The following is a 24083-nucleotide window of genomic DNA, read 5'->3' on the forward strand; positions in this document are numbered from 1 at the left end:
TTCTAGCGCGTATGAACGTTTCACGAATGATTTTTTTACTAACCCTTTCTCTAATATCAATCCGGGCGCAGGCTGAGGGCCTGGCGTGTAAAAATTTATTCGAAGCCAAAGAATACAAGGTTCAGGAATTTGTAATCCAGATCCAAAGTAAAAAAGAGTCAGCGCGCTACTTAGAAACAGCCCACAGAAATTTAGTCTTAAATGCTGATCTAGCCGAATTAAAAACCGTTCTTATGACCATCCGCGAATCAGGTCTGGCTGATATTACCCCAGAGCAAAAAGTTTTAATTAACCGCTTTCGCCAGGACACCTCTTTTTTACGCTCGGTTTTTCAGACGTCGAGCAAAAGCCATATCAGTCCTGAGAAGTTTGCTAAATTCGTGCGGGATTTCGGCCACCTCAAAGACATGGTTAATATCGGCGAAGGTATCCAGGCGCAGAAAGCCGCAAAAAAACTACTTAAAAAATTTATCGACGTCGATTTTGCAAGCCTGCTTAAAGACGTAAAACCAGCTTCTCGTAAGTCAGTAAAAAAGTACTTTACCGCCATTATTGAAAACACCCGTGAAATCATGGAAAAACGTGTGATGGAAGTCGATGAACTTCACGACGTGCGTAAAAATATGCGCGATATCTTACGCTTTATGCAGATCCAGAGCGAACTCAAAATCAGTTCTGATGTACGCCTTAATGCCGACAAAAACCAGGGTGATAGCGAGCAGATAGACTTCTTAAAAAAGCTTAACAAAAAACTGGGTGAAGTCTGTGACGACTACGCCGCCCAGATCATCAGAGGTCAAATTACCGAGACTACCCTGGTTGAATTTCCGGATAAACTGCGCAGCCGCGTTGAGTGGTTCTTAGAACGCCACCGTTTTGAAAATGGCAAATAATTAGACAGCGGCAAAGCAATCTATGCCTTTTCCCGTCGCCGGATCAAATTGAGACAGTTTAAAGCAATATAAAAAAGGCCAAGGGTACACTTCTTGTAATACCTCTGGTTATGAGAACTTTAGCATCGATCGTATTTACAGTCGTATACACCCTAACCTCATTATCTTATGCAGGCCCTAGCTGTGCTTTGATCTTCGGTGGCGCCCAGGAAAAACCGGTGATCGCAGGATTATTACCGGCACCCAAGCCAGAACCACGTAAAGCTCCGGTTATTATCGAACCCGTTAAATCAAGCTCTAACCGTGTAGACCTTAAAAGACATACCAACACTGAAGCCGTTGAAAAACTGATCATCGAAAAAATGAACTTTTCAGAAAAACCTGAAGAAGCTTCGATTGAGTTAATGCGTCTTTTACTGCAAAACTCTTCATATGTATTAGAAGAGAAAAACGTACTTACCAAAGGTGAATTATCAATTGGTATCCCAATCAAAGATGGCTACTACTTTGAAGTGACATACAAAACTATGTCGAGCGAGCGCAGCCAATTTTTAGTTGATAAAATTACGTTACGCACGCCAACAGGTACCGGTTCTAAAAAAATTGCAGAAGGTTTCTTAAGCTCAGGCGAAGTAAAAATTAAAAAAGCCGAGCATGAATTAGGTGATGTTTTAGGTCAAGGCATCAACGCTAAGATCAAAATCCCGCTGATTATCGATGGCCCACTCTTAGATAAAATCGATCACCTCTCTAAGTTTTTTGAATACTTCAGAAAAGATGAACTACGCAAGCTTCTACAAACAAACTCTATGTTAAAAATCCGTACGGTTTTTGAATACCGCAGAGCCCGCGATGTCTTTTTTAAAGTGTTATTTAAAGAACCGATGAAAGCTGCGATCGGAATGGGCTTTATTGTTCTCGCAACCGGTATTGCGACTAATCAGGTAAATCTGGTAGGCCGCCCAGCCAGCGATCCTGTCGGCACCTATGTCGAGGCATCGATTCCTCGTGAAACCGGAGCTTTTCTTTCTCAACGTATCAACCAATACGATATTCCGAAACAAGCCAGTATGTTAAGAGCCGAAGTAGCTGAATTAAATAAACAGGTGCAAATCCACTTTAATAGTAAAGAGCCATACCACGGCCCTAACTTAAGCGAAATTCGCTTAGACCATAGCAGTGCATTTTCACAAAAACACCAAACATGGATTTTTGAAAAGCAAGACGCCTATAATGGTTCCACCCACACTTATATCGTCTTCGCAGAAGCCAAAGCTTCGACCGCTGGTCCTGGTATCCAGTACATGGTTATGGAAATCAATGCCGCGAAATACCCAAATTTAATTAATTTTATTAAAAGCCAAGGTCAGATTCCACAAGCCGCAGATCCGGCACAACAGGTGAGATAAACAGATGAAACAGTTATTCGGTTTAATCTTAGCAGTTCAATTATATGCTAACCACTCAGTGGCCGCGAATGCCTGCGTGGATTTATTCTCGGGCCGCCAAGCACCGCAAACAAGAGCTGTAGATAAAGTACAGGTAAAAGACCGCTATGTGGTACTGCTTAATAATTTACGTGCTACCCTATCAGGAAAACTTGCAACCGTATGGCGCTCTGAATGGAAAACAAAATTATCTGTTAACCGCTCGAATGACTATGTTTACAAATTGGTTAAACAGAGTTTGTCTCCTGAAACTTTAGATAAAGTTTTAAATGGTTTAGATCCTAAAGCCGAAGGCTTCGTACGCAATGTTCATCAACGCATGTATGAACTGCAAATTAAAGGCGAAACCAATAGTACTGATAAATTAACCGTGCGTGATGCACCACCACCAGAGGGTGCAACTGATTCAACCTTTACTTATTACACTAAACCCTTAATCGATGCCACCGGCCAGGCCAAACACCAACCGCGTATCAGAACATACTTACGTGAAGTAAATTTCGAAAAGATGGCTGTTGATGTAGCGGTAACCGGTTCACTGGTTGATAAATCTCAGGTAAGTATTACCAAGAAACATGACGGTAACTTTGAGTTAACCATCAACGGTGAAAGCAAAGTTTTAACCCCGGCACAGATGCAGGAGCGCTTCGGCTCTAGTTTTAAGATGTTTGCACCGCACGGAAAGTCATACAAGTTAGAAATCAAATCAGCTTTAGATGATATGATTCAAAGTCCTAAATATAAAAACTTAAACGGTAATCATAACGTGCAAAAATTAGATGTAAGTCTATCGCAGGCGCAGGTTGATATGCTTTTTGCACCGCTAAAGGCAAAAAATGAAGCCGGCCGCAAAGCAGAATCAAACGCCCGCTTAGAAAAACTGACTCAGGAAATTATCGGTAAAGACCCGTCATTAGAAGCGCGTGCAAAGGCGATCTTTGCCGTGTTAGCTGAAGGTGTTGCGGGTAACCCAAACTTTTTACAAATCGAAGGTGCAACCGCATACCACCGCAGTGCTTTTGAATCGACTTCCGGTTTTCAGACCACCGTTGACCGCCAGCAAGGTGTTTACTTCGGCAATATGTACTCTGCAAAGGGCTTAAAAGATCCAACAAATGTACTTAAGCACAACGAGCGTCTTGTGACCGGTAAAGATGATGCCCGTCACGTGGAATTAAAATTACCGATTAACTTAGTTGTTGATGTGATGGGTGTTAAATTCTCTGACCCGGCATCAGCAAAACTGGTTCAGCACCAGCCGTTTGATCAACGCGCCTTACATGGAGTAGTTGGATTATATAACGGCTTTGTAACTAATGTGAATCACCCAGGAAAGTTTAACTACTTAAAGGCATCGGCGTCTGAACTGATCGCAAACGATGCCCCGTAAAAAATTAATTTAAGAACAGTGAATTTTAAAAATTTAAAAAACTTTAAAACAAGAAAGAGGATTTTATGAAAAAGACAGTAGTAGCGATGTTATTAGCTCCGATGTTGGCGCAGGCGACCTTAACACCGAATCTGCCGGGTCGTGGTGCAGAACTTATCAGATTAGACCGCGGTGAGCTTTGTTACATCCCTAACCGTCTTGAAGGCTCTGATTATTCAAAAAAAGACTTAGAACGCGAGCGCGATCTTTGTAATCTAAATATCGGCACAACCGCTGCTGTTTGCGGCAAAACTGCAAGTACAAATCCAGCTTTAGAGTTCTTTCAGGTACCAGCAGGTATGACTGCCAAACAAGTCGAGGCAATGAACTGTGAACGTGCTGAAACCGCGACACAAAAAGATTTTAAAAAATTAGCTAAATACAAATTATCAACAAGCTGCTCTTATACTCCATCATTATTGGCGTACTACCATGTTTCTCGCTTTTTAGGTAATATCAATCAAGTTCCACCAGTTGTTATGAGAACAGTTGATGCAGGTTTACATAAGTCCATCGGCGATAAAACCTACGCAGGTTTTAATAACAAGCAAGAGCTAATCGCTCAAACCTGGGCCGGTCTTTTATCAATGTTAACAAAAAAACAGGCGCATGCAAAAGCCACTAACATCCATACCGATGACTACAACTACAGCTTTGGCGCATTACAAATGAACCCGTCAAAAGAAGAAAAATATTCAGAAATGTTTAACGGCGGCTCTGACCAACCGACTCGTACGGCTAACTTCAAGGCTAAAAACGTTACTTACCAACGTTTAATCAGCGAACAAAAATTAGCTAGCTTAGGTCTTAAATGGTCTCAAGCACAGGCTCAGGAAGTTTTAAAAATGCAAAACGTTGCTGACATGATCTTATTAGATACCATGTTAAGCCAACAAGACCGCTTCGGTAACTTACACTACACGATCGAAAGGTACGGTAAAGTCGTCGGCAAATCAGGTAAAACTGAAATCAAAAAATTAGACAAAGATGATACGACAGCTACCGAGGTTGTAGAACTTAAACGTATGATGATGAAAGATAACGACTGTGGTGTTACTAAAGAAAACCACCTTAAAAACGCAAAGTTGATCGAAGGTTTAAAACACTTTAACCCAGAGACTTTTGCCAAACTTTTAAAGTTAAATAAAATCATCAACACAACTGCCGGTCAGAACTACTTCAAGCTTGAAACTGCAATGACAGCGGCAGACATCGCAACTTTCAAAGCTAACGTAGCTTATGCAACAAATGCACTAGTTAAAAACTGCCAAGATGGCAAATTAACTCTAGACCTTGATCTTGACAGCGCTTTTGCCGGTCATGCAGTACCAGATTGCCGTGTGGTTATTCAACAAAACCAATAATTGTGATACAGTCATAGGACATGACTAAATATCTACTTCTCTTTTTAATCTCTTGGCCGGCTTTGGCGAACAACACAAAGCCGGCTTTTTCTTTAAAGTCGCAGGTTGAAAAATACCGAAAGCTTTTCCCCCTGGACGACGTCTATAAAAAACAAACCGACAATAAAGGCAATGGCCAAGACGAGCTGTACGGGACGCGCAATTTCCGCGTGGTGCTTCACGGGGTTTATTACCGCGGCGGCGCCAACAACAAATTTAATAAAAATAAAAAACGCGATAATCAGAATCCCTTACCGCCTGAGGGTTTGGAAAATCTGTGTAAACAGGGGTTTTCAGAGGCGATGTACTTTTATAAAGATCACTACGATGACTCTGAAAAGATCATTTCATGCGGTAAAGAGCAAAAATTAGAATACTTACATTTACCCTCACTTAAAAGTGGGAACGAAAAAGCCCTGCTCTTACAAGTGCATAAACACATCAAAGGCGAAATCCCGGGCCCAATGTACGGCCACTGTTGGAACGGCTGGCATGCCTCAGGCTACGCAGCAGTCATTAATCTGATTCAATACTGTGGCTGGGATAACGATAAGGCGCTGGCTTACTGGCGCAAAAATACCGATGGCAACGACACTAAAGAGTATCAAAGCGTAATGGATAAAGTGAAAAAGTTTAAACGCTTTGAGGATAAAGACTTACAAATCACCGACGAAGAACAAAAGCTAATCTGCCCTAAATAAACTATCCTACAAAACTAAAAAGCCGCCCCTGTTACAGAAGCGGCTTTATAAACAGGACAGCCGCTAGGCTGGCCCTTTAGAAAAAAGGTCTGCCGGAAGGCAGATCAAAACCAGAGATGAAGATTAAATCTGCCATAGGCAGAATTAATCTTCATCGTGCTCTTCAGTGTGTGAAGAAGACGATAGATCTTCCTTCGATAATTCAGGAAGAACTTCTTTCTGACCTTTCGGAGGATTCGCTTTTAAGTATTCTTTGATCTTTGCCGGATCCGGGGCAAGCATGGTGAACATGTTCTTACCTTCGGTTTTAGGCGCCGCTTCAACAACCGCTAAATCTTTTACGAAATCAATCGCGCGGTTGATCACTTCTAAGCCCATTTCTTGGTGAGACATCTCGCGGCCCATGAAACGTAAGTTAACTTTAACTTTATCGCCTTCAAGCAAGAAACGACGAGCGTGCTTCATCTTTGTTTCGAAATCGTGAACGTCGGTTCTTGGGCGAACCTGGATCTCTTTGATCACTACAATCACTTGTTTCTTACGCGAAGCCGCAGCTTTCTTCTTGTTTTCATACTTGTACTTACCGTAATCCATGATTTTACAGGTAGGTGGCTGTGCTGTAGGCCCAATCTCGATAAGATCCAAACCACGGTCTTCAGCAATACGCAGACCTTCAGGCACAGTCATAACTCCGAGCATTTCACCGTTTTCATCAATCACACGAATCTGTGGCGCACGAATGTCGCGATTTACACGCAGACCATCTTTATCTCCACGCTTTTTATCTCTGTCAAAACGATTAAATCCACCTGGTTTTGCACCTGGGGGTTTTCCTGCTCCACCGGGACGGTTATTATTAAACTGATTAATGGGATGCCTCCTAAAGTTACGCCTGAGCTTTAAGCTTCTATCGAAGCTTTTAGCTCTCTATTGTTTCTATTTGTAATTATCATCTCGCAGGCTTTTTCCCACGAAATGTTGTTATGTAAAGTACCATCGCTTAAACGGATCGACACTGTGCCCGCCTCAGCTTCTTTGTCACCGACGATAATCATGTATGGAACCTTCATCAACTGCGCTTCACGGATCTTGAAGTTCAGCTTTTCGTTTCTACGGTCAAATTCCACACGGATTTGGTTGTCACGTAAATGCTTTTCTACTTTTTCGCAGAATTCATTAACACGATCAGTAACATTTAAAATCGTCACTTGAGTCGGCGCCATCCACATTGGTAAGTGGCCCGCTGTATGCTCAAGATAAACCCCGATAAACCGCTCTAACGAGCCCAATACCGCTCGGTGAAGCATGACTGGATGATGTTCAGCATTGTCTTCGCCTGTGTATTTAAGATCAAAGCTCATCGGTAAGTTAAAATCACACTGGATTGTGCCTAATTGCCAAGGACGCTTCAGGGCATCAACGAACATGATATCTAGTTTTGGCCCGTAGAAGGCGCCATCGCCCGGATTGATCGTAAACGGAATCCCTAAAATCTCTAACGCCTTTTGAAGAGCGCCTTCAGCCTTATCCCAGACATCATCTGAACCCATACGTTTTTCAGGACGAGTTGAAAGATACACGTGGTATTCACTCATTCCTAATTTTTGATAAACTTCGTTTAATAATTCAACAAAGCCTTTGATCTCTTGCTGTAACTGATCAACTGTACAAAAGATATGAGCATCATCCTGACAGAACGTACGAACGCGAGTTAAGCCTGATAAGGCACCCGACACTTCATATCTATGCAGGCGGCCGAAATCAGCCATTCTATACGGAAGATCACGGTAAGAATGTTTTGTTGAGCCAAAAAGTAAACAGTGTGATGGACAGTTCATTGGCTTAGAACTGAAATCACGCTCATCGACTTTTGTGAAATACATGTTTTCTTTGTAGTTCGCGTAGTGACCAGACGTTTTGAATAACTCAACGTCAAAAATCTGCGGCGTGATCACTTCATTGTACCCGTATTTAAAATACATATCGCGCATGTATTTTAATAATTCGTTGTAAACCACAGTACCACGGCCAGTGAAAAACGGAGAGCCTGGCGCCCATGGATGAAACATGAACATACCAAGTTCTTTACCCAGCTTTCTGTGGTCGCGCTTTTTCGCCTCTTCAATATTTTTTAAATACTCATCTAATTCTTTTTTATCCTGAAAAGCCGTCGCGTACACGCGCTGAAGCATCTGGTTGGCTTGATCACCCTTCCAGTACGCTCCGGCAACCGACATCAATTTAAAAGCTTTAATCTGACCGGTCGATTGCACGTGAGGACCACGGCATAAATCAAACCAAGAACCTTGGTGGTAAATACCTACAGTTGTTTCACCTTTTGCAGCTAAGTCTTGAATTAATTCAACTTTAAAACGTTCACCCATTGATTGAAAAGTCTCAATTGCACGGTTGATCGGCCATTGCTCGCGCACCAGTGGCATATCTTTCTTTTGCAGCTCTTCCATTTTCTTTTCGATTTTTTCGAAGTGCTCTTCAGTAAAGTTAAATGGAGAATCAAAATCGTAATAAAAACCGTTTTCAACAACCGGACCGATCGTCACTTTTACTTCTGGCCAGATTTCCTGAACAGCCTGCGCCATTAAGTGAGCCGCCGAGTGACGGATAACTTCAACTGCCTCAGGTGATTTCGTCGTAACGATAGAAAGTTTGGTGCCATCTTTTAACGGTAAACGGTAATCGATCACTTCTGATGATCCATTAATTTTGGCACCCAGAGTATCTTTTGCTAAACGCGCACCAATTGAGTTTGCAACTTCTAAAGTCGTTGGTTCGTGATCAAAAGATTTAACTGAGTTATCTGGTAGAATAATATTAACGTTCGACATTTTAGCTGCACCCGTTTTTTGGCGTTTGTTTTTTAAAAAATTGTAGAGAAATAGACTCGAAAGACATTTAGGTAAAAGAACTAAAATGTGGTGGTCGTGATATTAAATAGCATGAAATAAGTATGCCGTTATTTAAGGCCATTTACAAGGGAACTTTAAAAAAGCTTTTGTTATGCGGCCCATAACCGGATCTAGGGGCGATTCTCCCCAGTTATCAATTTAAAGATACTTAAACGAAAAAAGCCGACCCGTATGGTCGGCTTTTCAGGATTTAAAAAGGACAGAGTCCTTTTTCAGACAGGATGTCTCCTACGAGACTCCCTGAGATTAATACGTAACGTGGTGGTTTAAAGCCTCATGCATACGAGGGTCTTTTACCGCAACCAGGTTATTTTTTGTCATAAAACCAGTTAATAGTTTTAAGAAAATACCGGCAAAACCAACGAAAATACTGATTTCCAAAAAGCCGAACTGAGGTACACCATCAAAGAAGTTCGGGTAAACTAACCAGTAGATATCTACGTATTGCATAATCAGAACCAACACAGACACAGCTGCTAAGTTCATGTCGTTACGTTTAGCATCACGCGGAAGTAACGCTAAAAACGGCACCGCAAAACGGAAAACTAATAACGCCACAGAAATAGCTAACCAGCCACTGTGTGAACGCATTAGGTAGTACTCGGTCTCTTCCGGAATGTTTGCGTACCAAATCAACATAAACTGAGAAAACGCGATGTAGGCCCAAAAGATCGTAAAACCTTTCATAAATTTACCTACGTCATGCTGATGTTCTACTGTGATATAACCAGATACCCACTTAGAGTTTTTTAACCAGATAATCATTAACGCCAAAACCGCCATTGTCGACTGGATCATACCCGCAAAAGTGTAGATCCCGAAGATTGTCGAGTACCAGCTAGGTAATAGCGACATCAATAAATCAATCGAAAACAAGCTAAAGAAGATAGCGAAGAAAGCGATGAAACCAATTGAATATCCTACGTTTTTATGAGTAAGAGCATGATCGCCGTTTTGATCTTGTTTGATTGAATTTCCAACTAAGATCTTTTTGAAAATCAAACAACCGATACCAAAAATCACTAAACGCAAGATCACAAACCAAGGGGCTAAATATAACGCTTTACCACCAGTCATACGGTAGCCTTGTGATGGATCTGCCCAGGCGTAAAGGTATTTAAAGCCAAGGATTAAAATTAAGCTTCCGATAAACATTGCCGGTAAAAAGCTTGTGAAACTTTCAGCAATACGACGGATTGAAGCACTCCATCCAGCTTTTGCTGCATGGTTAAAAGAGATGAAAAATAATCCACCTAAACCCAAGCACGAAAAGTAAAAGAACGCCACTAAGTAAGACGTCCAAAGACGATCCGGAGCTTTAAATAAGCCGTAAGCTAAACCTAAAAATCCGATAAACATCGCCGCGAAAATCGCCGTTTTTAGCTGCTGTGGCGCTTCGAATTTATTTAATTTTAATTCATGTGAATGATTCGATGAACCCATGATTAGTTCCCTTTACCCTGTAAGCTGGTTGATTGATCTGCCTTCTGCAGATGACGGATATAGTTAACAACTTGCCATCTGTATTTTTGCGGAATGTGCGCCGCGTATGGACCCATCACACCCTGACCAGCTGTGATCACGTGGTAGATTTGACCATCAGTCCAACCTTTAACTTTATCAGAAGTTAAAGCCGGTGGTTTTAATGCCATCGTCTCAGCTACTGATAATTTATCACCACCTTCGCCGTTAGCGCCGTGGCAGATTGCACAGTGAATTGTGTAGTATTTTGTACCTGTTTTTAAAACTTCTTCCGAGTACTGGCCAGCTAACGGATTTTGGTTAGCATTGGCTGCAACTGCATCGGCGTATTTATAAGGAACAAAACCCTGCGGCTGAGTGCCTTCTGGCGGAACACGCATACCGGCTTTATTCGGAGATTCTTCATCATACTCCTGCGATTTGATCGCCGGAGATTCCATCATATCCTGGATTAACTCGATATTGGTTTGATTGTTACCACCGCGGCAGCCCGAAAAAAACATCGCTGCAATCGAAGCCGCAATCAAAGTCATTGAAAGATTAGTTAAACTTTTCATCTTAGTACTCCGCCATTTTCTTGATTTCAACAGCGCCTAATTCTTTTAACAATTTTTCTGCGCGGTCAGCACTGTAGCCGACATCATTTTCAGGGATGAAAATTGCAAATTTATGGCAAGTGATATCTTTATCGATGATCGGAGGATCAACTCTAGGAATTCCAGAAAGATAAAAGAAAGCACCTACTGAGCTTAAAGCTGCAAATAATACCGTTAATTCGAACATGATAGGTACGAACGCCGGTAACGAAAACATTGGTTTACCACCGATGTTGATCGCCCAGTCGACTGCAGACGTGTAATAAGTTAAAGAAAGACCCGCTAATAAACCCACACAACCTGCACCGAAAGTAACGTACGGGATTGGTGAACGTTTAATACCGCAAGCTTCTTCCATACCGTGAACCGGGTAAGGAGTTAAAGCATCGAATTTAGTAAAACCAGCTTCTCTTACACGAGTTGCTGCCTTGATAGTTGTAGCTTCATCAAGAAAAATTCCGGCGATGCCGCCGATAGCTCTTTTCTTAGCCATAATTAGTGTCCTTTCCCGTGGTGCTCATCTTCTTTACCTACATTCATTACCGGTTTTACCTCGGCAATCGAGATCGCAGGAAGAACGCGTAAGTATAATAAGAAAATCGTGAAGAACATACCGAACGATCCCACTAAGATCGCTGTATCGTACATCGACCAAGCGTATTGGCCCCAGTTCGACGGTAAGAAATCACGGTGTAACGAAGTCACCGTAATCACGAAACGCTCAAACCACATACCGATGTTTACGAAGATCGAAACTACAAACATCACCGGGATCGAACGGCGGAATTTCTTAAACCAGAAAAGCTGAGGGATAACAGTATTACACACAACCATGATCCAGTAAGACCAAGCGTATGGACCCATTGCACGGTTCATGAAAACGTAACGTTCGTAATCATTTCCAGAGTACCAGGCAATTAAAAACTCAGAACCGTAGGCATAACCAACCATTAAACCTGTCATCATGATGATCTTATTCATAACTTCCATATGATCGATCGTGATGTAGTTTTTAAATTGCGGGAAACCGATACGAACTAACGTCATTAACGTAATTACCATCGCAAAACCCGAAAAGATCGCGCCGGCTACGAAGTACGGAGGAAAGATCGTTGTATGCCAACCCGGAAGGCCAGAAACCGCGAAGTCAAACGATACGATAGTATGTACCGATAAAACCAGCGGCGTAGAAAGACCGGCTAACACTAAGTAAATCATTTCAAAGTGTGACCATTGTTTAGCTGTGCCTCTCCAGCCCATTGATAATACGCCGTAGATTTTTTTACGGATCGCATTTTTCGCACGGTCACGAACAGTTGCTAAATCCGGAATCATACCTACGATCCAGAATACTGATGAAACCGTTGCATAAGTAGAAACCGCAAAAACGTCCCATAATAACGGAGAACGGAAATTCACCCATAACGGACCACGCTGATTCGGGTACGGAAATAACCAGAAGTCTAACCAAGGACGACCGGTATGGATTAACGGGAAAATACCTGCAGTCGCAACCGCAAATACCGTCATCGCCTCAGCTGTACGGGCAACTGAAGTTCTCCATTTTTGACGGAAAAGAAAAAGGATTGCCGAAATAAGTGTTCCGGCGTGACCGATACCTACCCAGAATACGAAAGTGATAATCATCGTACCCCAGGCTACCGGGTGATTTACCCCTAATAAACCGATACCGGTCGAGATGACCATAGCGATTGTTAGGATGTAAAAAATAAATAAGGCTTTTGCACTTAAAAATAAACCCATCCATTCTTTAGATGGAACGCGCTCAATCGGAGCACAGATATCATCTGTGATATCTTTTAAAGATTTATCGCCTAAAACAAGCTGATTACGCTTAAGCATGGTCAGCTCCTTTCTCTTCTTGGCCACCGTGGGCAGGAGCAGCTCCGTGATGTTTCGGCGGAGTTACCTGGTCATTATTTTTAATTTTTGTCTGATAACGTACCGAAGGTTTCGCGTACCATTCTTCTAATAAAGCATAAGCGCGCGGCTCAGATTTAAAAGTTTTGGCTACTCGAGAGTTTTCGTCGTTTAAGTCACCAAAAACGATTGCTGATGTCGGACAAGCTGCTTCACAGGCTGTCTTGATATCGCCGTCTTTTAGCGGACGTTCTTCAGTTTTAGCTTTATTTTTACCTTCTTTGATACGTTGAACGCAGAAAGTACATTTCTCCATAACACCGCGGGTACGAACCAGTACTTCAGGGTTAAGAGCCATGTGCATAGGTTTTTCGATTAACTTTGCGTAATTGAACCAGTTAAAACGACGTACTTTATAAGGACAGTTGTTTGAACAATAACGAGTACCGACGCAACGGTTGTAAATTTGTTCATTTAAACCTTCAGAACTGTGAGCAACCGCAACGACCGGACATACCGTTTCGCACGGAGCATTGTCACAGTGTTGGCACATAACCGGCTGGAATACGGTTTCCGGATTCTCTGGAGTACCTGTATAGTATCTGTCGATACGAATCCAGTGCATCTCACGGCCTTGCATCACATACTTCTTACCAACCACATGGATATTGTTTTCAGATTGGCAGGCTGTCATACATGCCGAACAACCGGTACATACGTTAAGATCGACTGCCATACCCCACTTGTGTCCGTTGTATTGATGACCAGACCAGATATTCCATGTGTGGTGTCTGTGGATATTTGCTTCTTTATTCTTTTCGATATCTTTATTTGTCGCTGTTACTACGATTTGACGGCCTTCCATTGAATCGTGACCTTGAGTCGTCACTAATTCGATTTTCTTACCTGTCTTTTTAAATTCAACAGCGGCACCAGCAAAAACACCGGCTGTTGCCAATGTAAATGCATTTTGACCGATCCCTTTAGCCACATCGCCGGCATGCGTGCGCCCGTAACCTACCGCTACGGCAACAACTTGATCATGTAACCCCGGCTGGATGTGCGTTGGTAAAGATAATTTTTTATCACCAACTGTTAACTCAATGACATCGCCCTCGCGAAGTTTGTGTTCAGCGGCTGTTTTAACAGATACGCATGCGTAGTTATCCCAAACAATTTTAGTTACTGGGTCTGGTAATTCCTGCAACCAAGCTAAGTTGGCTAAGGTGCCATCACCGATATTTACTGTTGGGTATAACGCTAATTCAAATTTAGCATCGCCGTTAGCAGATTTTTTAAGAGATGAAACATCACCCTTAAACGTACGTGCAGAACCTGCAGCGACATCACCAACGAAACCGTCTTGCAAGAACTGATTCCAGAAAGTTTCGAAATCTTTGCTCTGACCGACTTTAGACATCATTTCTGTTTTCCAGAAATTACGTAAGTAGTCGTAGAAGGTTTCAAATTCTTGGATACGTTTTGGACCAACTTTAGCCATGTACGCCCAAGTCATTAACGACAATTGGAACGAACGTGTATCATACATAGTTCTGATCAATGGCTGATGAATACCATACAATCCCGTAGCAAACTCAGAATCACCCCATGTTTCTAATGCGTGATTGTCAGTTGCAACAAAGTGAGCGTTAACAGCGGTTTCATCCATTTTATCGCCAGAATACACAACTGTTTCAACTTTTTTAAGAGCATCAGCAAAACCAAGATCAGCACTTAAAGCATAGAAAGGATTAGATCTGTAGATGATCAGCGTTTTAACCGCGCCATCATTCATTTTTTTGATTAAGTTTTTAATCTGCTCTGTAGATGCTGTGATGTTTTTATTACCGCTTTGAGCAACAACCGTCTTACCTTCATTGCCTAAGATCGAGTTTAAGTAGTTCACAGCTACCTGTAAGGCCAAGCCATCTTGCGTATTCGTCTGAATACCACCGGCAACCACTAAAGATTCACCTTGGTTTTTTACTAAATCAGCGGCTACTTTTTTGAAAGCTTCTGCTGAGATTCCAAGTTTTTCAGCTACACCGTTATATGGAGCAACTGCAGTTTTTACAGATTCAGAAACAGAAACTTTACCAACAATCTCAGCGATTAAACCCATAACAACATCAAACTGTTGTGACGGTTTAATTTTAAAACGAACATCAGAGTTGGCAGCTGTTAATGAGTACGTTGAATCAAAAGAGTATAAACGTGACATTTTTTCGATGTTTCGGCGTCCATCGGCAAAACGTTTGTTGTTTGTCATTGTCGGACCCCAGGTACCCAGGAAATCACCGTCAATTGAAACAATCACTTGTGCTTTATCAAATCTGTAGCCCGGAACTAAAGCTTCACCGAAAGATACCGCCTGACCGTTAGCCACATTATCAGCTAAAGGTTCCCAGACGTAGTGATCAGCATTAAAACCCGATTTAAAATCAGAGATAACTGCTTTTGTAGCCGGAGATGAAATGTTACCAGAAAGAATAGCAACACTTCCCTTTTGCAGAGCTGCGACAACTTTCGTGTCCAGATCTTCCCAAGATACAGCTACCGTTTCTTTATTCGTACGTTTTTCGTTGAATAAATTTCTGTAAGGCTTTTGTAAACGGTTTGGCTCGTAAAGACCAAGTAAAGAGGCTTGCGCTTTAACCGAAGCACCCGTGCCGTTTAATGGAAATTTTGGATTACCCTGAATATGAATCGGACGACCTTCGCGGGATTTAACTAATAAACCTAAACCCTCTTGGCCATCAAAGTATGAACTGGTGTACCAGTTAGACACACCCACAGTGACTTCTTCAGGTTGTTTATTGTAAGGAACAATTTTTTGCACCGGACGACGGATACAACCAGCGGCAGAAGTTAAAGCAATTGAAGCACCCATCAACTTTAAGAAATCACGACGTGCAACGCCGTCTTTTTCCGTGCCTTCGTTTTCAGAACCTTCACGTAAAGGTGAAGACATGAACTCTGTCTGCAACGTCGCCTGGAATTCCGGAGTGTTGTTTAACTCTTCGAAAGATCTCCAGTAAGTAGTGTCTCTTTCGATTTTTCTGTTTTGATTATCGTTTGTAATTTTGTTTTCTGTATTAGACATCGTGAGCTCGTTTCCTAGTGATGGCACGTTGTACAGTTAAGAGAAGCTTTGTTTTCCGGTTGACGGTGACAGTTCACACACCAGCCCATTGACAAATCTGAATGCTGAATTACCTTAGCCATTTTTTCAATTTCACCGTGGCAAGTTTGGCAACTTACACCTTTAGCAACGTGCGCTTGGTGATTGAACTGAACGTGATCTGGCAACATGTGAACACGAACCCATTCAATTGACTTACCGTCATTGAAAGCATCACGAAGTTTTTTAATCTCATCAGAATCTTTGTAACCCGGAACAGTTTCTTTGTTCGGAGTTCCCGCAACCTGTTGGTGGCAATTCATACATGTTGCAAGCGAAGGAATGTTCGATGATTTTGAACGCTCTACTTGATTGTGGCAGTACTGACACTGAATCTTGTGAGTACCAACGTGAAGTTCGTGGCTGAATGCGATTGGTTGATCAGGCGCATAGCCTTTGTTGTAACCAATACCGACGCGGGCTCCGCCATCTGGATTTTGGAACAAACAACTTGAAAGAAAAAATACCGTAAGCACAAGAGTAACCATGGCACTTACAGAGGTGCGGTTTTTACTAAGCATAAACAATTGCCTTTCTTTGAAGTTAATTAAAATGCAATGCGAAGTAAAAGTCACGGAGGAATTTGAATAGCAATTGAAAATCCCTGAGGGAAATCAAGACCTTGCATGCTTAAGAGTAGAGCAAAAAAACTGTGACCAAAAGACATCGTTTTTTTTGGAAGAAACGATCTTCTGCAGCTAACGAAGTTACTCGGGCCAAAAAACAAAAAAGGCGATGCTTCAAACATCGCCTTTTTTACTTCATCGTTGGTAAATAATTTTAAACTTTACTCAGTTTTTTAACGCTGAAAACATAACCAACAAATATGCAGTGAAGAAGCACAAAAATCGAAACGTACTCGACACCGCCAGCACCGAATCCATATGAATGAAGCCCCGCCCCAAGAATGAAGTTCACTCCATACCACGCCATAATCACTAGATTAAACGTCAGCACACCAGAAACTAACATACCGAAATTTTCAATCCAGTTCACTAAACGGGCATGTAGAATTATTATGTAACCCAAAAGTGCAATCAAAGCCCAGGTTTCCTTCGGATCCCAGCCCCAAAAGCGCCCCCACGAAGCATCAGCCCAGATTCCGCCTAAAATAATACCCGGAGCCAAAAATGCCACTCCAATTTGCATCGAACGATACACACCGGTTGTGATATGTTTGATTTTTTCAGCGTGCTTTTCTTTATCAATTGCATAATAAATAAGCCCAATATCACCTAAAGCAAAGGCTAAGGCAAAGGCTGCATACGAAATCGTGATCGTCATCACATGCACGATTAGCCAATAACTGCTGCGCAGAACCGCCTCTAACGGCTGGATACTCGGATCCAGCACGGCCGGAGCCGTGTCAGCGATTACCATACACACAAAGCCCATCAGTAAGCCAGCCAGTAAGAAAATTTTGTACTTGTAAATCTTCTCTAAGATCATCGCAAAAAGCAGCGTTCCCCACGAAACCCAAACCACGGTTTCATACATATTGGTCACCGGCGGACGCTCTGCCAGATAAATTCTAAACGCAAAACCTAAGATATGAACAAAAAAACCTAACAGGGTAATCGCCCACACCAGAGCCATCCCACTCTGTAAATTTCTGACCCAGATAAAAAGTAATATTATCGCTGCTAAAATATAGAGAACATAAGTCCAGCGGAACAAATGCGTATCATTATATAAGACTTCAGTATCTACTTTGTGCGCCTGTGCGTATTTTTCCGGGGCAAGCTTGGCCACGCTGTCTTGAAAAGCAATTACCGCCTGATCCAGAGTTGTCTTAGCCGAGTCGATATCTTTTTTTTCGGCCAAGGCGCCAAGATACGCCGCTACACTTTGGCTAATGCCGATAAACAACTGCTGCTGGGCTTCTGGAATTTCAGCAACCGATAACCAGGTGTCTGAATCTTGGCTTGGCATAATACGCAGAAGTCTTCCGCCGGCAAGTTCTCTAAAATAGATCATCTGATTCTGCAGACGTTGCAGCGCCTGAAAGTAAGGCGTAAGTTTTTCCTGGCTTTGGCGTTTATCCGCCAGTTCCTGCATTAAATTCTGGAATTTATCCGTCGTAAAAAGCTCGGTGCTTGAAAAGTATTTTCTATCATGCGCCAAGCCCAGTTTGTTTTTCACATCCAAGTGATTCACTTCAAATAACGGACGATTCGTCCAGCTATCCGGTGAAAGCATCCACGTTAAAACAATCAAATACGCCGGCGCCGACTCACCAGATTCAGTTTTATATGTTTTTTTACCATAGACGACCTCAAGAACTTCTTTGGCAAAAGTATCGTAAGGCTTAATGCGGCCGCCGTCCTGGACCGGCAGGTATCTGATGGCTTCACCAAGCTTCGGGGCAGCTTGTGCAAAGCTTGAAACCAGCGAAAGTTGAAAAAATATGGCTAGTGTTAATATTAAGCGAATCATTGTGCTGTCTTTCTCCGGCGGGTCTGGATAAATAACCAAACCATACCCAGTGATAGAATTAACGAACCTAAATATTTAATCCAGCGGCCCGGATCAAGATTAACCGACAAAACCGAAGCCGTCGGCTCACCGGTTTTTTCATCCTCATTAAAACTGGCCTGATAAAATGTGTAACCCGCATATTTGAGTGGCTCATTCATCTCGATGTAACCAGAAATCGGCGTAGTTCCCGAAGGTGGCACGATTTCAACTGTGCTCGCGTAGGTTTTAGCTTTCTGCGTGCCTTCGTAATGAGTAATTTCAAACTTTTTCAGATGCACCGGAAAACCAAGGTCGATACGGCGGTTTTGGTAACTTACGATAAAAGCCTCGTTTTCGCCGAAAAGCTTAACGATGTCATTTAACAAAGACCACTGTGTTTTTTCACCAAACTGGATCAAAATTGCAGGGCTGGTTAACGGCGTCGGACGATCGACCTGGACCGCATCCCATTCTTCCGTAGCCTGCGGTAAATAATCCAGCAGGCGAAGTTCTAACTCACCCATCCAGCCGGTGGCGATTTTATCGCCGATTTTAATCGTACCGGATTTAAACGACTTCATTTCTTCTTTGCGGAAAAGTTCGTAATAAACTTCGGTCTCATTTTTTGCATTTAGATAAATTTCATTGGTAGAACGGTCTTTACGGCCTTCTTCTTTTACATTGTGCCCGAGGATCACTTTCAGCGGTCCGAAATTCACATCCGCCGTTTTGGTTTTTGCCGGCTGGGTCAGCGTCTCAACCTGGGTTACATTTACGTTTTGCAACTGAAACTTCACCGATGCACCGACATTCACATCATCAGACTTTTTTAACTTTTTACTGACGCGCGCATATTTAAGATATTTTAAAATTTTAATCTGGTTATCACCCAGATTGACAATAAACGGCTTCTGCTCAGTCGGCGGATTCATGAAAAAATCCACCTCGCGCTCATACACTTTCGTGTACCGGTCACCGTCAAAAGTGGCGTACACCACCAAATCCGTCTGCGCCACCGAGACGTAGTTGTTTTTACCGTTAATCGGAAGCATCAATGAGCCATCGATACCGTATTTTTGTGTTACCCAGCCGCCGAAGACAAGCAAGATAATTCCGGTATGAACCAGGAGAAACGGCACATGGCGCTTTTTCCACGGCATGCGGTCAACCATCACAATTGTAAGATTATAAACCAGTAACCCCATGGTCACATACATCATCCAGCTGTGATACACTAACTTCTGTGCCGCAAAGGCATCATACTGGGATTCAACGATGGTTCCCCAGGTAATTAAACAGGTAATGGCCACGAGAATTGGAATGCCTAATTGAAATGACGTAGAAAATCGCCAAAATTTTTGCAACAGAGGATTTTTAAATCGCATACGACCTTGAACCGTACTCTTAGATTTTCAAATTGGGTAGTTCTCTTTTGATGTGTTCAAGTGCCTTGAATATTTGCTCTTGCACAACAACATAATCTGGTTTTATCTTTTTGGTCACTTCGTCCATATATAAAGCACGATTAAGCTCTACTTGCAGAGCCTGCTGACCGACTTCAGGCTTACCGTACTGCTGGGTCACGCGCCCACCCATGTACGGCCAGTTGTAACTGATCGAAAAACCGACTTCTTTGTAGGCAGCAATCACAATATCTTTGTAGCGACTGTCGCAACTGACACCTAAATTATCACTGATTACAATATCAGCACGATATTGCCCCGGATCTTTGTGTTGGTTTGTTCCAAGTGAAGGCATCGAGTGCGCATCTAAATGAAAAACGTGCTCAAAACCCTTTTTCTTAAAATCAGCGTAAAGCTTTTTTACACCGTCATGAAAAGGGGTATAAATCAGATCAGTCAGTTTATTGTGCAGCTCTTTTGAAATGGGGCTTTGCATTAAAGGATAGTTCAAAGTGGTCACAACCCAATGATATCCTCGGCTATTAGAACCGGATATATTTTCACTGCCCATAACCGAATCACAATCAATATCTTGCGGGATACGGTTTAAGTCCACGGCGTACCTATGCCATTCGGTCTTGTGGTACGGCACTTTCAGTTTCTGCAAAGAAGGCTCGTAGATCACGTCAATGTAGCGATCTACATCGCACATTAAAATTTTTTCCTCAAGATTATGTAACCAGGTGCACTCATCAGGAACTTTTTCACCAGAATGTGGCATCGTTACAAAAAATGGAATAATCGGCTCTGACATGATTTCAAACACCCCTAAACTTGACTAACAGTAAAAGACATTAGCTAATAAATATATGAAAATATATACGAAAACCGGAGATAAAGGAACAACCAGGCTGGTTGATGGCAGTTGCGTCGAGAAATTCAATCCGCGCGTTGAGGCCTACGGCACTGCTGATGAACTAAACTCTTATCTTGGTTTGATTTTCAGTCTTTTAGAAAACAACGAACAGTTGAATATCAGCAACACTTCACTTCGCCGCATCCTGTTTGATATTCAAAACAACATGTTCGTGATCGGCAGCCTGCTGGCAACGGTCGACGAAGCGGTTTTAAAAAAATTGCCGCAACTCGATCCCGAGGCCACGACTCAGCTTGAATCAATGATCGATGCCATGACCGCTGAACTTGAACCGCTGAAAAACTTTATCTTACCGACCGGCCATATTTTAAGCTCTCATTTACACGTAGCGCGCACCTTGTGCCGCCGTTGCGAACGCCGATCGAGCGAAATAGCTCAGCAAGAGCCGCATTATGAGCAGGTCTTGATCTATTTAAACCGCTTAAGTGATTTTCTTTTCACCGCGGCCCGTTTCGTCAATCACCGCACTGACACACAGGACATCTTGTGGAAGAAAAAATAGTCTTGCGCGAGTCAACTCCTGCCGACTCAGAAAAACTAGGGCAGTTTTTTTATGAAATCCCGACGCAGGGACTTTTAGATGTAAAAATCAAACGTCAGGTCGACTTTTTCTCGCTGTACCGAAGACTGCAGCAGAAATTCCATAACTACATCCTGGAAGAAACCAACGTATTTAACAATAACGAGTTATTAGGCACAGCCAGCTTTCTCTTACAGGATACCAAAATTGGCAAACAGGTTTTAAAAACAGCCTACGCCTGCGATTTACGAATCTCGCATCAGCGTAAGGCCGTACTTAACTGGTCACGGTACTTTTTACCGCAATTACAAAAGCTGATCGCAACCGAAAAAATCGATCATTTTATCACTTCAATCAGCATGGACAGCTCTCAGGCCATCAATGCTTTTATCCGCACTAAACAAAAAAGAGCAAACAAACCATTCTACGAACTGATCCGTAAATTTAATTTAGTCTCAATTCACGGTTTTTATCCGTTTCTTTTTAAAATAAATCCATTTATCAAAGTCGGATTTTTAGAAAAACAGGATCAGGCAAAGTTTATAAAATATCTGGCTGACAAATTACAGACTCTGGAATTAGTTCCGAGTGCTATGACCGAGAATGTCGAATCCTATATTCACGAATCATTGATCTATTCTTTTAGAAACTTTGTTGTGGCCCGCGATGCGAAAGATAATATTGTCGGCGTTTGTTATCCCCTTAGTTCTTCGTTATTGCAGGATTATTTTCCGCAAACTTATAACCAGCAGTCAGACAACTTCCGCCAGTTCTTAAAATTTGCTTCGTTTTTCAGGGTTGGCCGTAAACTGACCCGTCCGTTCTCCCGCACCCATAAAGAGCAGACTCTGAACTTTCAGCTGTTGCATTTCTTGTTCTTTGAACATCCCGACGTGTTTCAGACCATGGTAAAGTTTGCCTTTGATCAGTCTAAGCAGAACGAGTTTCTAATCTACACTTACGAACAGTCGATGTACACCCACCGCCCGCCGATCGGTACGATTCACAGCGAGTCGCCTTACGCTCTTTACGAAATCAGAACTCCTGAGGCTATCGACGCCGGCGAAACCCCGCTAAAAGCCAAAATCGCAAAGAACATCTGGCTTGATGGCTTTCTGTTTTAAAACCCATAAAAAAAGCCATCGTCTGTGCAACGATGGCTTTATAATTCTAATCTCTATTTTGAAAGATTACTGAAGTTTTTGCTGAATTTTACCGTCTAAGAAAGACATCAATTTTGCAAAAGTAGCTTTTTGTGCAGCAATCTGAGATGGATCTTCTTTTACATCAGTCGTTAGGGTGTGAGTTTGGAAACCAGCTTCAGCACGTTTTTTGATCTCAACCCAGTTAGTATGCACAACTGCCGGATCAAAAGTGATTTCTGTGTTTAAGTCTTGGTTAGCCATACCAGTCAAGCTAACTTTGATTAACTGAGGTTGCGATAATCTCGCAATGCGCTCAATCTTAGAGTTAAACTCAATCGCTTTTTCGATATGACCAAGTTTTTCTAGTTTATCCGGAGATTCAGAGAAAACACTTGCCTGGATCATTAACTGATCAAAGAAAAATTGGCGCAAAGCCAAGATCTCATAACCGGTTTTAGAATAACGGCCTGATTTATGGATATGAAGGATAATTTCATCAACTACGCTGTCTTTTAAGTTACCGCTCACAACCATTAAAGCTGAGAAAACGCCCATTTTTTTCTTGTCAAATTTTGCAACGTGCTCTGGGTTTTGAGAGTCAAAAGATGGGTTATCTACGATAAAATGCTTATTCAAATAAACCATGTTTTTGTAGACCCACAATAAAGCTTCTTCAGAAGTTAATTCTTCTCCGAAGATTTTGCCGGCAGATAATAAGAAAACCGGAACCGGAGCCAATACATCGTAATTAGCTTCATCCATTAATTTATGATCAGCTTCGCTAAGTTTTTGCAAACGAACTGATTCATTGGTTTTCGTCATACCTTGGTTTAACGAATCCATTTTACCTGGAATAGACTCAGCTTTTTCTAAAACACTGTGTAATTTGCCGCAACCTACTGCAGTGATAATTGTTAATACTAATAAAAGATTTTTCATTTTAATCACACCCTATATATCAACGAATTAGTAAACTGGTTTTAATAATGATTTTTTTAATGTTTCTAAACCAGCATCAGCAGAGTTGCCTAACCAGATAGAAAGAACTTGCTGTTGTAAAGCGCGAGGACCTTCAACAACTGACATTTGCCCTTTAGTATCTTCGTAATGTAATTTAGTACCACCGTTAGATTGCACTAATAGAATCACAAACGATTTGCCTTCAGCAGCATCGCCACCTTTAGCTACAACATTTAAGAACTGAGAGATCGCCGGATCATTTAAGTTTACAGAATTAGCGGCCAAAGCTTCGCGGTAAGATTTAGCAACATCTTCGGCAGGTACACTGCGTAAGAAAGTTAAACGGATCGCTGTTGCTGTCGCACCTTCTAAAGAACGTAAAGCATTGTTGTCACGAGAGTACTTAGAAGCATCAGTTGTAAATAACTCAGCTACATAAACTTTTACGTTAACAAGAACTACTTTTTTAGTACGTACGCCAGCACCGACTAAAGACATTGCTGAATCAGCTGCCTTAGCCGTTTGATTTAATGTAACACCTTCTAATTTTTGGCTGCCACCAGATAAAGTTAATAAACCTGCGTTAGCAGTAAGACCGATCAATAATACTAATGATCCTAAAATAGCTTTCATTTTAATTCTCCCTATAAGAATACGAGATGCACGTGAGCAATTACCCAGTTCGCATCGATTGTTTTGGTTTTTATTGCGTGCGCTAGA

20 protein-coding genes are annotated in these 24083 nt (G+C 42.1%); 7 read left to right on the plus strand and 13 right to left on the minus strand.

Features of this window, described 5'->3' with window-relative positions; genetic code table 11:
• The first annotated feature begins 11 nt into the window (after nucleotides 1-11).
• From AC04MM_RS13405 to AC04MM_RS13425, 5 genes are all read left to right on the plus strand, one after another.
• Nucleotides 12-893 (plus strand): hypothetical protein, encoded by an 882-nt coding sequence (locus AC04MM_RS13405; protein ID WP_475380883.1) that lies wholly within the window; start codon nucleotides 12-14, stop codon nucleotides 891-893.
• Nucleotides 894-1003: 110 nt separating this feature from the next.
• The gene (locus AC04MM_RS13410; protein ID WP_475380884.1) at nucleotides 1004-2302 is read left to right on the plus strand and encodes a hypothetical protein; all 1299 of its coding nucleotides are present in this window, start codon (nucleotides 1004-1006) and stop codon (nucleotides 2300-2302) included.
• Nucleotides 2303-2306: 4 nt separating this feature from the next.
• Nucleotides 2307-3731: a hypothetical protein gene (locus tag AC04MM_RS13415; protein WP_475380885.1), complete on the plus strand. Its 1425-nt coding sequence runs from the start codon at nucleotides 2307-2309 to the stop codon at nucleotides 3729-3731.
• Between the two features lie 65 nt (nucleotides 3732-3796).
• Nucleotides 3797-5134, plus strand: coding sequence for a hypothetical protein (locus AC04MM_RS13420; protein WP_475380886.1), 1338 nt, complete (start codon nucleotides 3797-3799; stop codon nucleotides 5132-5134).
• 20 nt (nucleotides 5135-5154) lie between these two features.
• Complete coding sequence (locus tag AC04MM_RS13425; protein ID WP_475380887.1) at nucleotides 5155-5874, plus strand: hypothetical protein; 720 nt, start codon at nucleotides 5155-5157, stop codon at nucleotides 5872-5874.
• A 144-nt stretch (nucleotides 5875-6018) separates the two neighbouring features.
• Here the strand turns inward: AC04MM_RS13425 and infC are convergent, their stop codons facing one another.
• The 11 genes from infC to AC04MM_RS13480 all read right to left on the minus strand — a co-directional run bounded on the left by infC (nucleotide 6019) and on the right by AC04MM_RS13480 (nucleotide 20615).
• Complete coding sequence (gene infC, locus AC04MM_RS13430; RefSeq protein ID WP_475380888.1) at nucleotides 6019-6594, minus strand: translation initiation factor IF-3; 576 nt, start codon at nucleotides 6592-6594, stop codon at nucleotides 6019-6021.
• A gap of 179 nt (nucleotides 6595-6773) precedes the next feature.
• Nucleotides 6774-8720 carry a threonine--tRNA ligase gene (gene thrS, locus AC04MM_RS13435; RefSeq protein ID WP_475380889.1) on the minus strand — a complete coding sequence of 649 codons (1947 nt, stop codon included), beginning with the start codon at nucleotides 8718-8720 and terminating at the stop codon, nucleotides 6774-6776.
• 327 nt (nucleotides 8721-9047) lie between these two features.
• A complete protein-coding gene (locus tag AC04MM_RS13440; protein ID WP_475380890.1) occupies nucleotides 9048-10244 on the minus strand; it encodes a molybdopterin oxidoreductase in 1197 nt (398 codons plus the stop codon).
• A gap of 2 nt (nucleotides 10245-10246) precedes the next feature.
• A complete protein-coding gene (locus tag AC04MM_RS13445) occupies nucleotides 10247-10840 on the minus strand; it encodes a c-type cytochrome (protein ID WP_475380891.1) in 594 nt (197 codons plus the stop codon).
• A gap of 1 nt (nucleotide 10841) precedes the next feature.
• Complete coding sequence (locus tag AC04MM_RS13450) at nucleotides 10842-11372, minus strand: DUF3341 domain-containing protein (protein ID WP_475380892.1); 531 nt, start codon at nucleotides 11370-11372, stop codon at nucleotides 10842-10844.
• Between the two features lie 2 nt (nucleotides 11373-11374).
• On the minus strand, nucleotides 11375-12742 hold the full coding sequence (gene nrfD / locus AC04MM_RS13455) for an NrfD/PsrC family molybdoenzyme membrane anchor subunit (RefSeq protein ID WP_475380893.1): 1368 nt from the start codon (nucleotides 12740-12742) through the stop codon (nucleotides 11375-11377).
• Entirely contained in the window at nucleotides 12735-15863 is a 3129-nt protein-coding gene (locus tag AC04MM_RS13460) for a TAT-variant-translocated molybdopterin oxidoreductase (RefSeq protein WP_475380894.1), read from the minus strand. Before AC04MM_RS13460 ends, nrfD begins: the two co-directional genes overlap by 8 nt.
• A gap of 14 nt (nucleotides 15864-15877) precedes the next feature.
• On the minus strand, nucleotides 15878-16462 hold the full coding sequence (locus tag AC04MM_RS13465) for a cytochrome c3 family protein (RefSeq protein WP_475380895.1): 585 nt from the start codon (nucleotides 16460-16462) through the stop codon (nucleotides 15878-15880).
• 259 nt (nucleotides 16463-16721) lie between these two features.
• Nucleotides 16722-18377 carry a cytochrome c biogenesis protein gene (locus AC04MM_RS13470; RefSeq protein ID WP_475380896.1) on the minus strand — a complete coding sequence of 552 codons (1656 nt, stop codon included), beginning with the start codon at nucleotides 18375-18377 and terminating at the stop codon, nucleotides 16722-16724.
• The gene (locus AC04MM_RS13475; RefSeq protein ID WP_475380897.1) at nucleotides 18374-19708 is read right to left on the minus strand and encodes a cytochrome c biogenesis ResB family protein; all 1335 of its coding nucleotides are present in this window, start codon (nucleotides 19706-19708) and stop codon (nucleotides 18374-18376) included. The genes AC04MM_RS13470 and AC04MM_RS13475 overlap by 4 nt, the downstream gene beginning before the upstream one ends.
• Nucleotides 19709-19802: 94 nt before the next feature.
• Nucleotides 19803-20615 carry an N-formylglutamate amidohydrolase gene (locus AC04MM_RS13480; protein WP_475380898.1) on the minus strand — a complete coding sequence of 271 codons (813 nt, stop codon included), beginning with the start codon at nucleotides 20613-20615 and terminating at the stop codon, nucleotides 19803-19805.
• 55 nt (nucleotides 20616-20670) lie between these two features.
• Between AC04MM_RS13480 and AC04MM_RS13485 the strand changes: the two genes are divergently transcribed.
• Together AC04MM_RS13485 and AC04MM_RS13490 are read left to right on the plus strand one after the other, a co-directional pair.
• Nucleotides 20671-21240, plus strand: a complete 570-nt coding sequence (locus AC04MM_RS13485) for a cob(I)yrinic acid a,c-diamide adenosyltransferase (protein ID WP_475380899.1) — start codon at nucleotides 20671-20673, stop codon at nucleotides 21238-21240.
• Nucleotides 21225-22382 (plus strand): hypothetical protein, encoded by a 1158-nt coding sequence (locus tag AC04MM_RS13490; protein WP_475380900.1) that lies wholly within the window; start codon nucleotides 21225-21227, stop codon nucleotides 22380-22382. Before AC04MM_RS13485 ends, AC04MM_RS13490 begins: the two co-directional genes overlap by 16 nt.
• Nucleotides 22383-22448: 66 nt before the next feature.
• Here AC04MM_RS13490 and AC04MM_RS13495 read toward each other — a convergent pair whose 3' ends face one another.
• Both AC04MM_RS13495 and AC04MM_RS13500 read right to left on the minus strand, forming a co-directional pair.
• Nucleotides 22449-23342 (minus strand): hypothetical protein, encoded by an 894-nt coding sequence (locus AC04MM_RS13495; RefSeq protein ID WP_475380901.1) that lies wholly within the window; start codon nucleotides 23340-23342, stop codon nucleotides 22449-22451.
• A gap of 27 nt (nucleotides 23343-23369) precedes the next feature.
• Nucleotides 23370-23996, minus strand: a complete 627-nt coding sequence (locus tag AC04MM_RS13500; protein ID WP_475380902.1) for a chalcone isomerase family protein — start codon at nucleotides 23994-23996, stop codon at nucleotides 23370-23372.
• Between the last annotated feature and the right edge of the window lie 87 nt (nucleotides 23997-24083).

Source organism: Bdellovibrio sp. SBM16 (genome assembly GCF_056175625.1).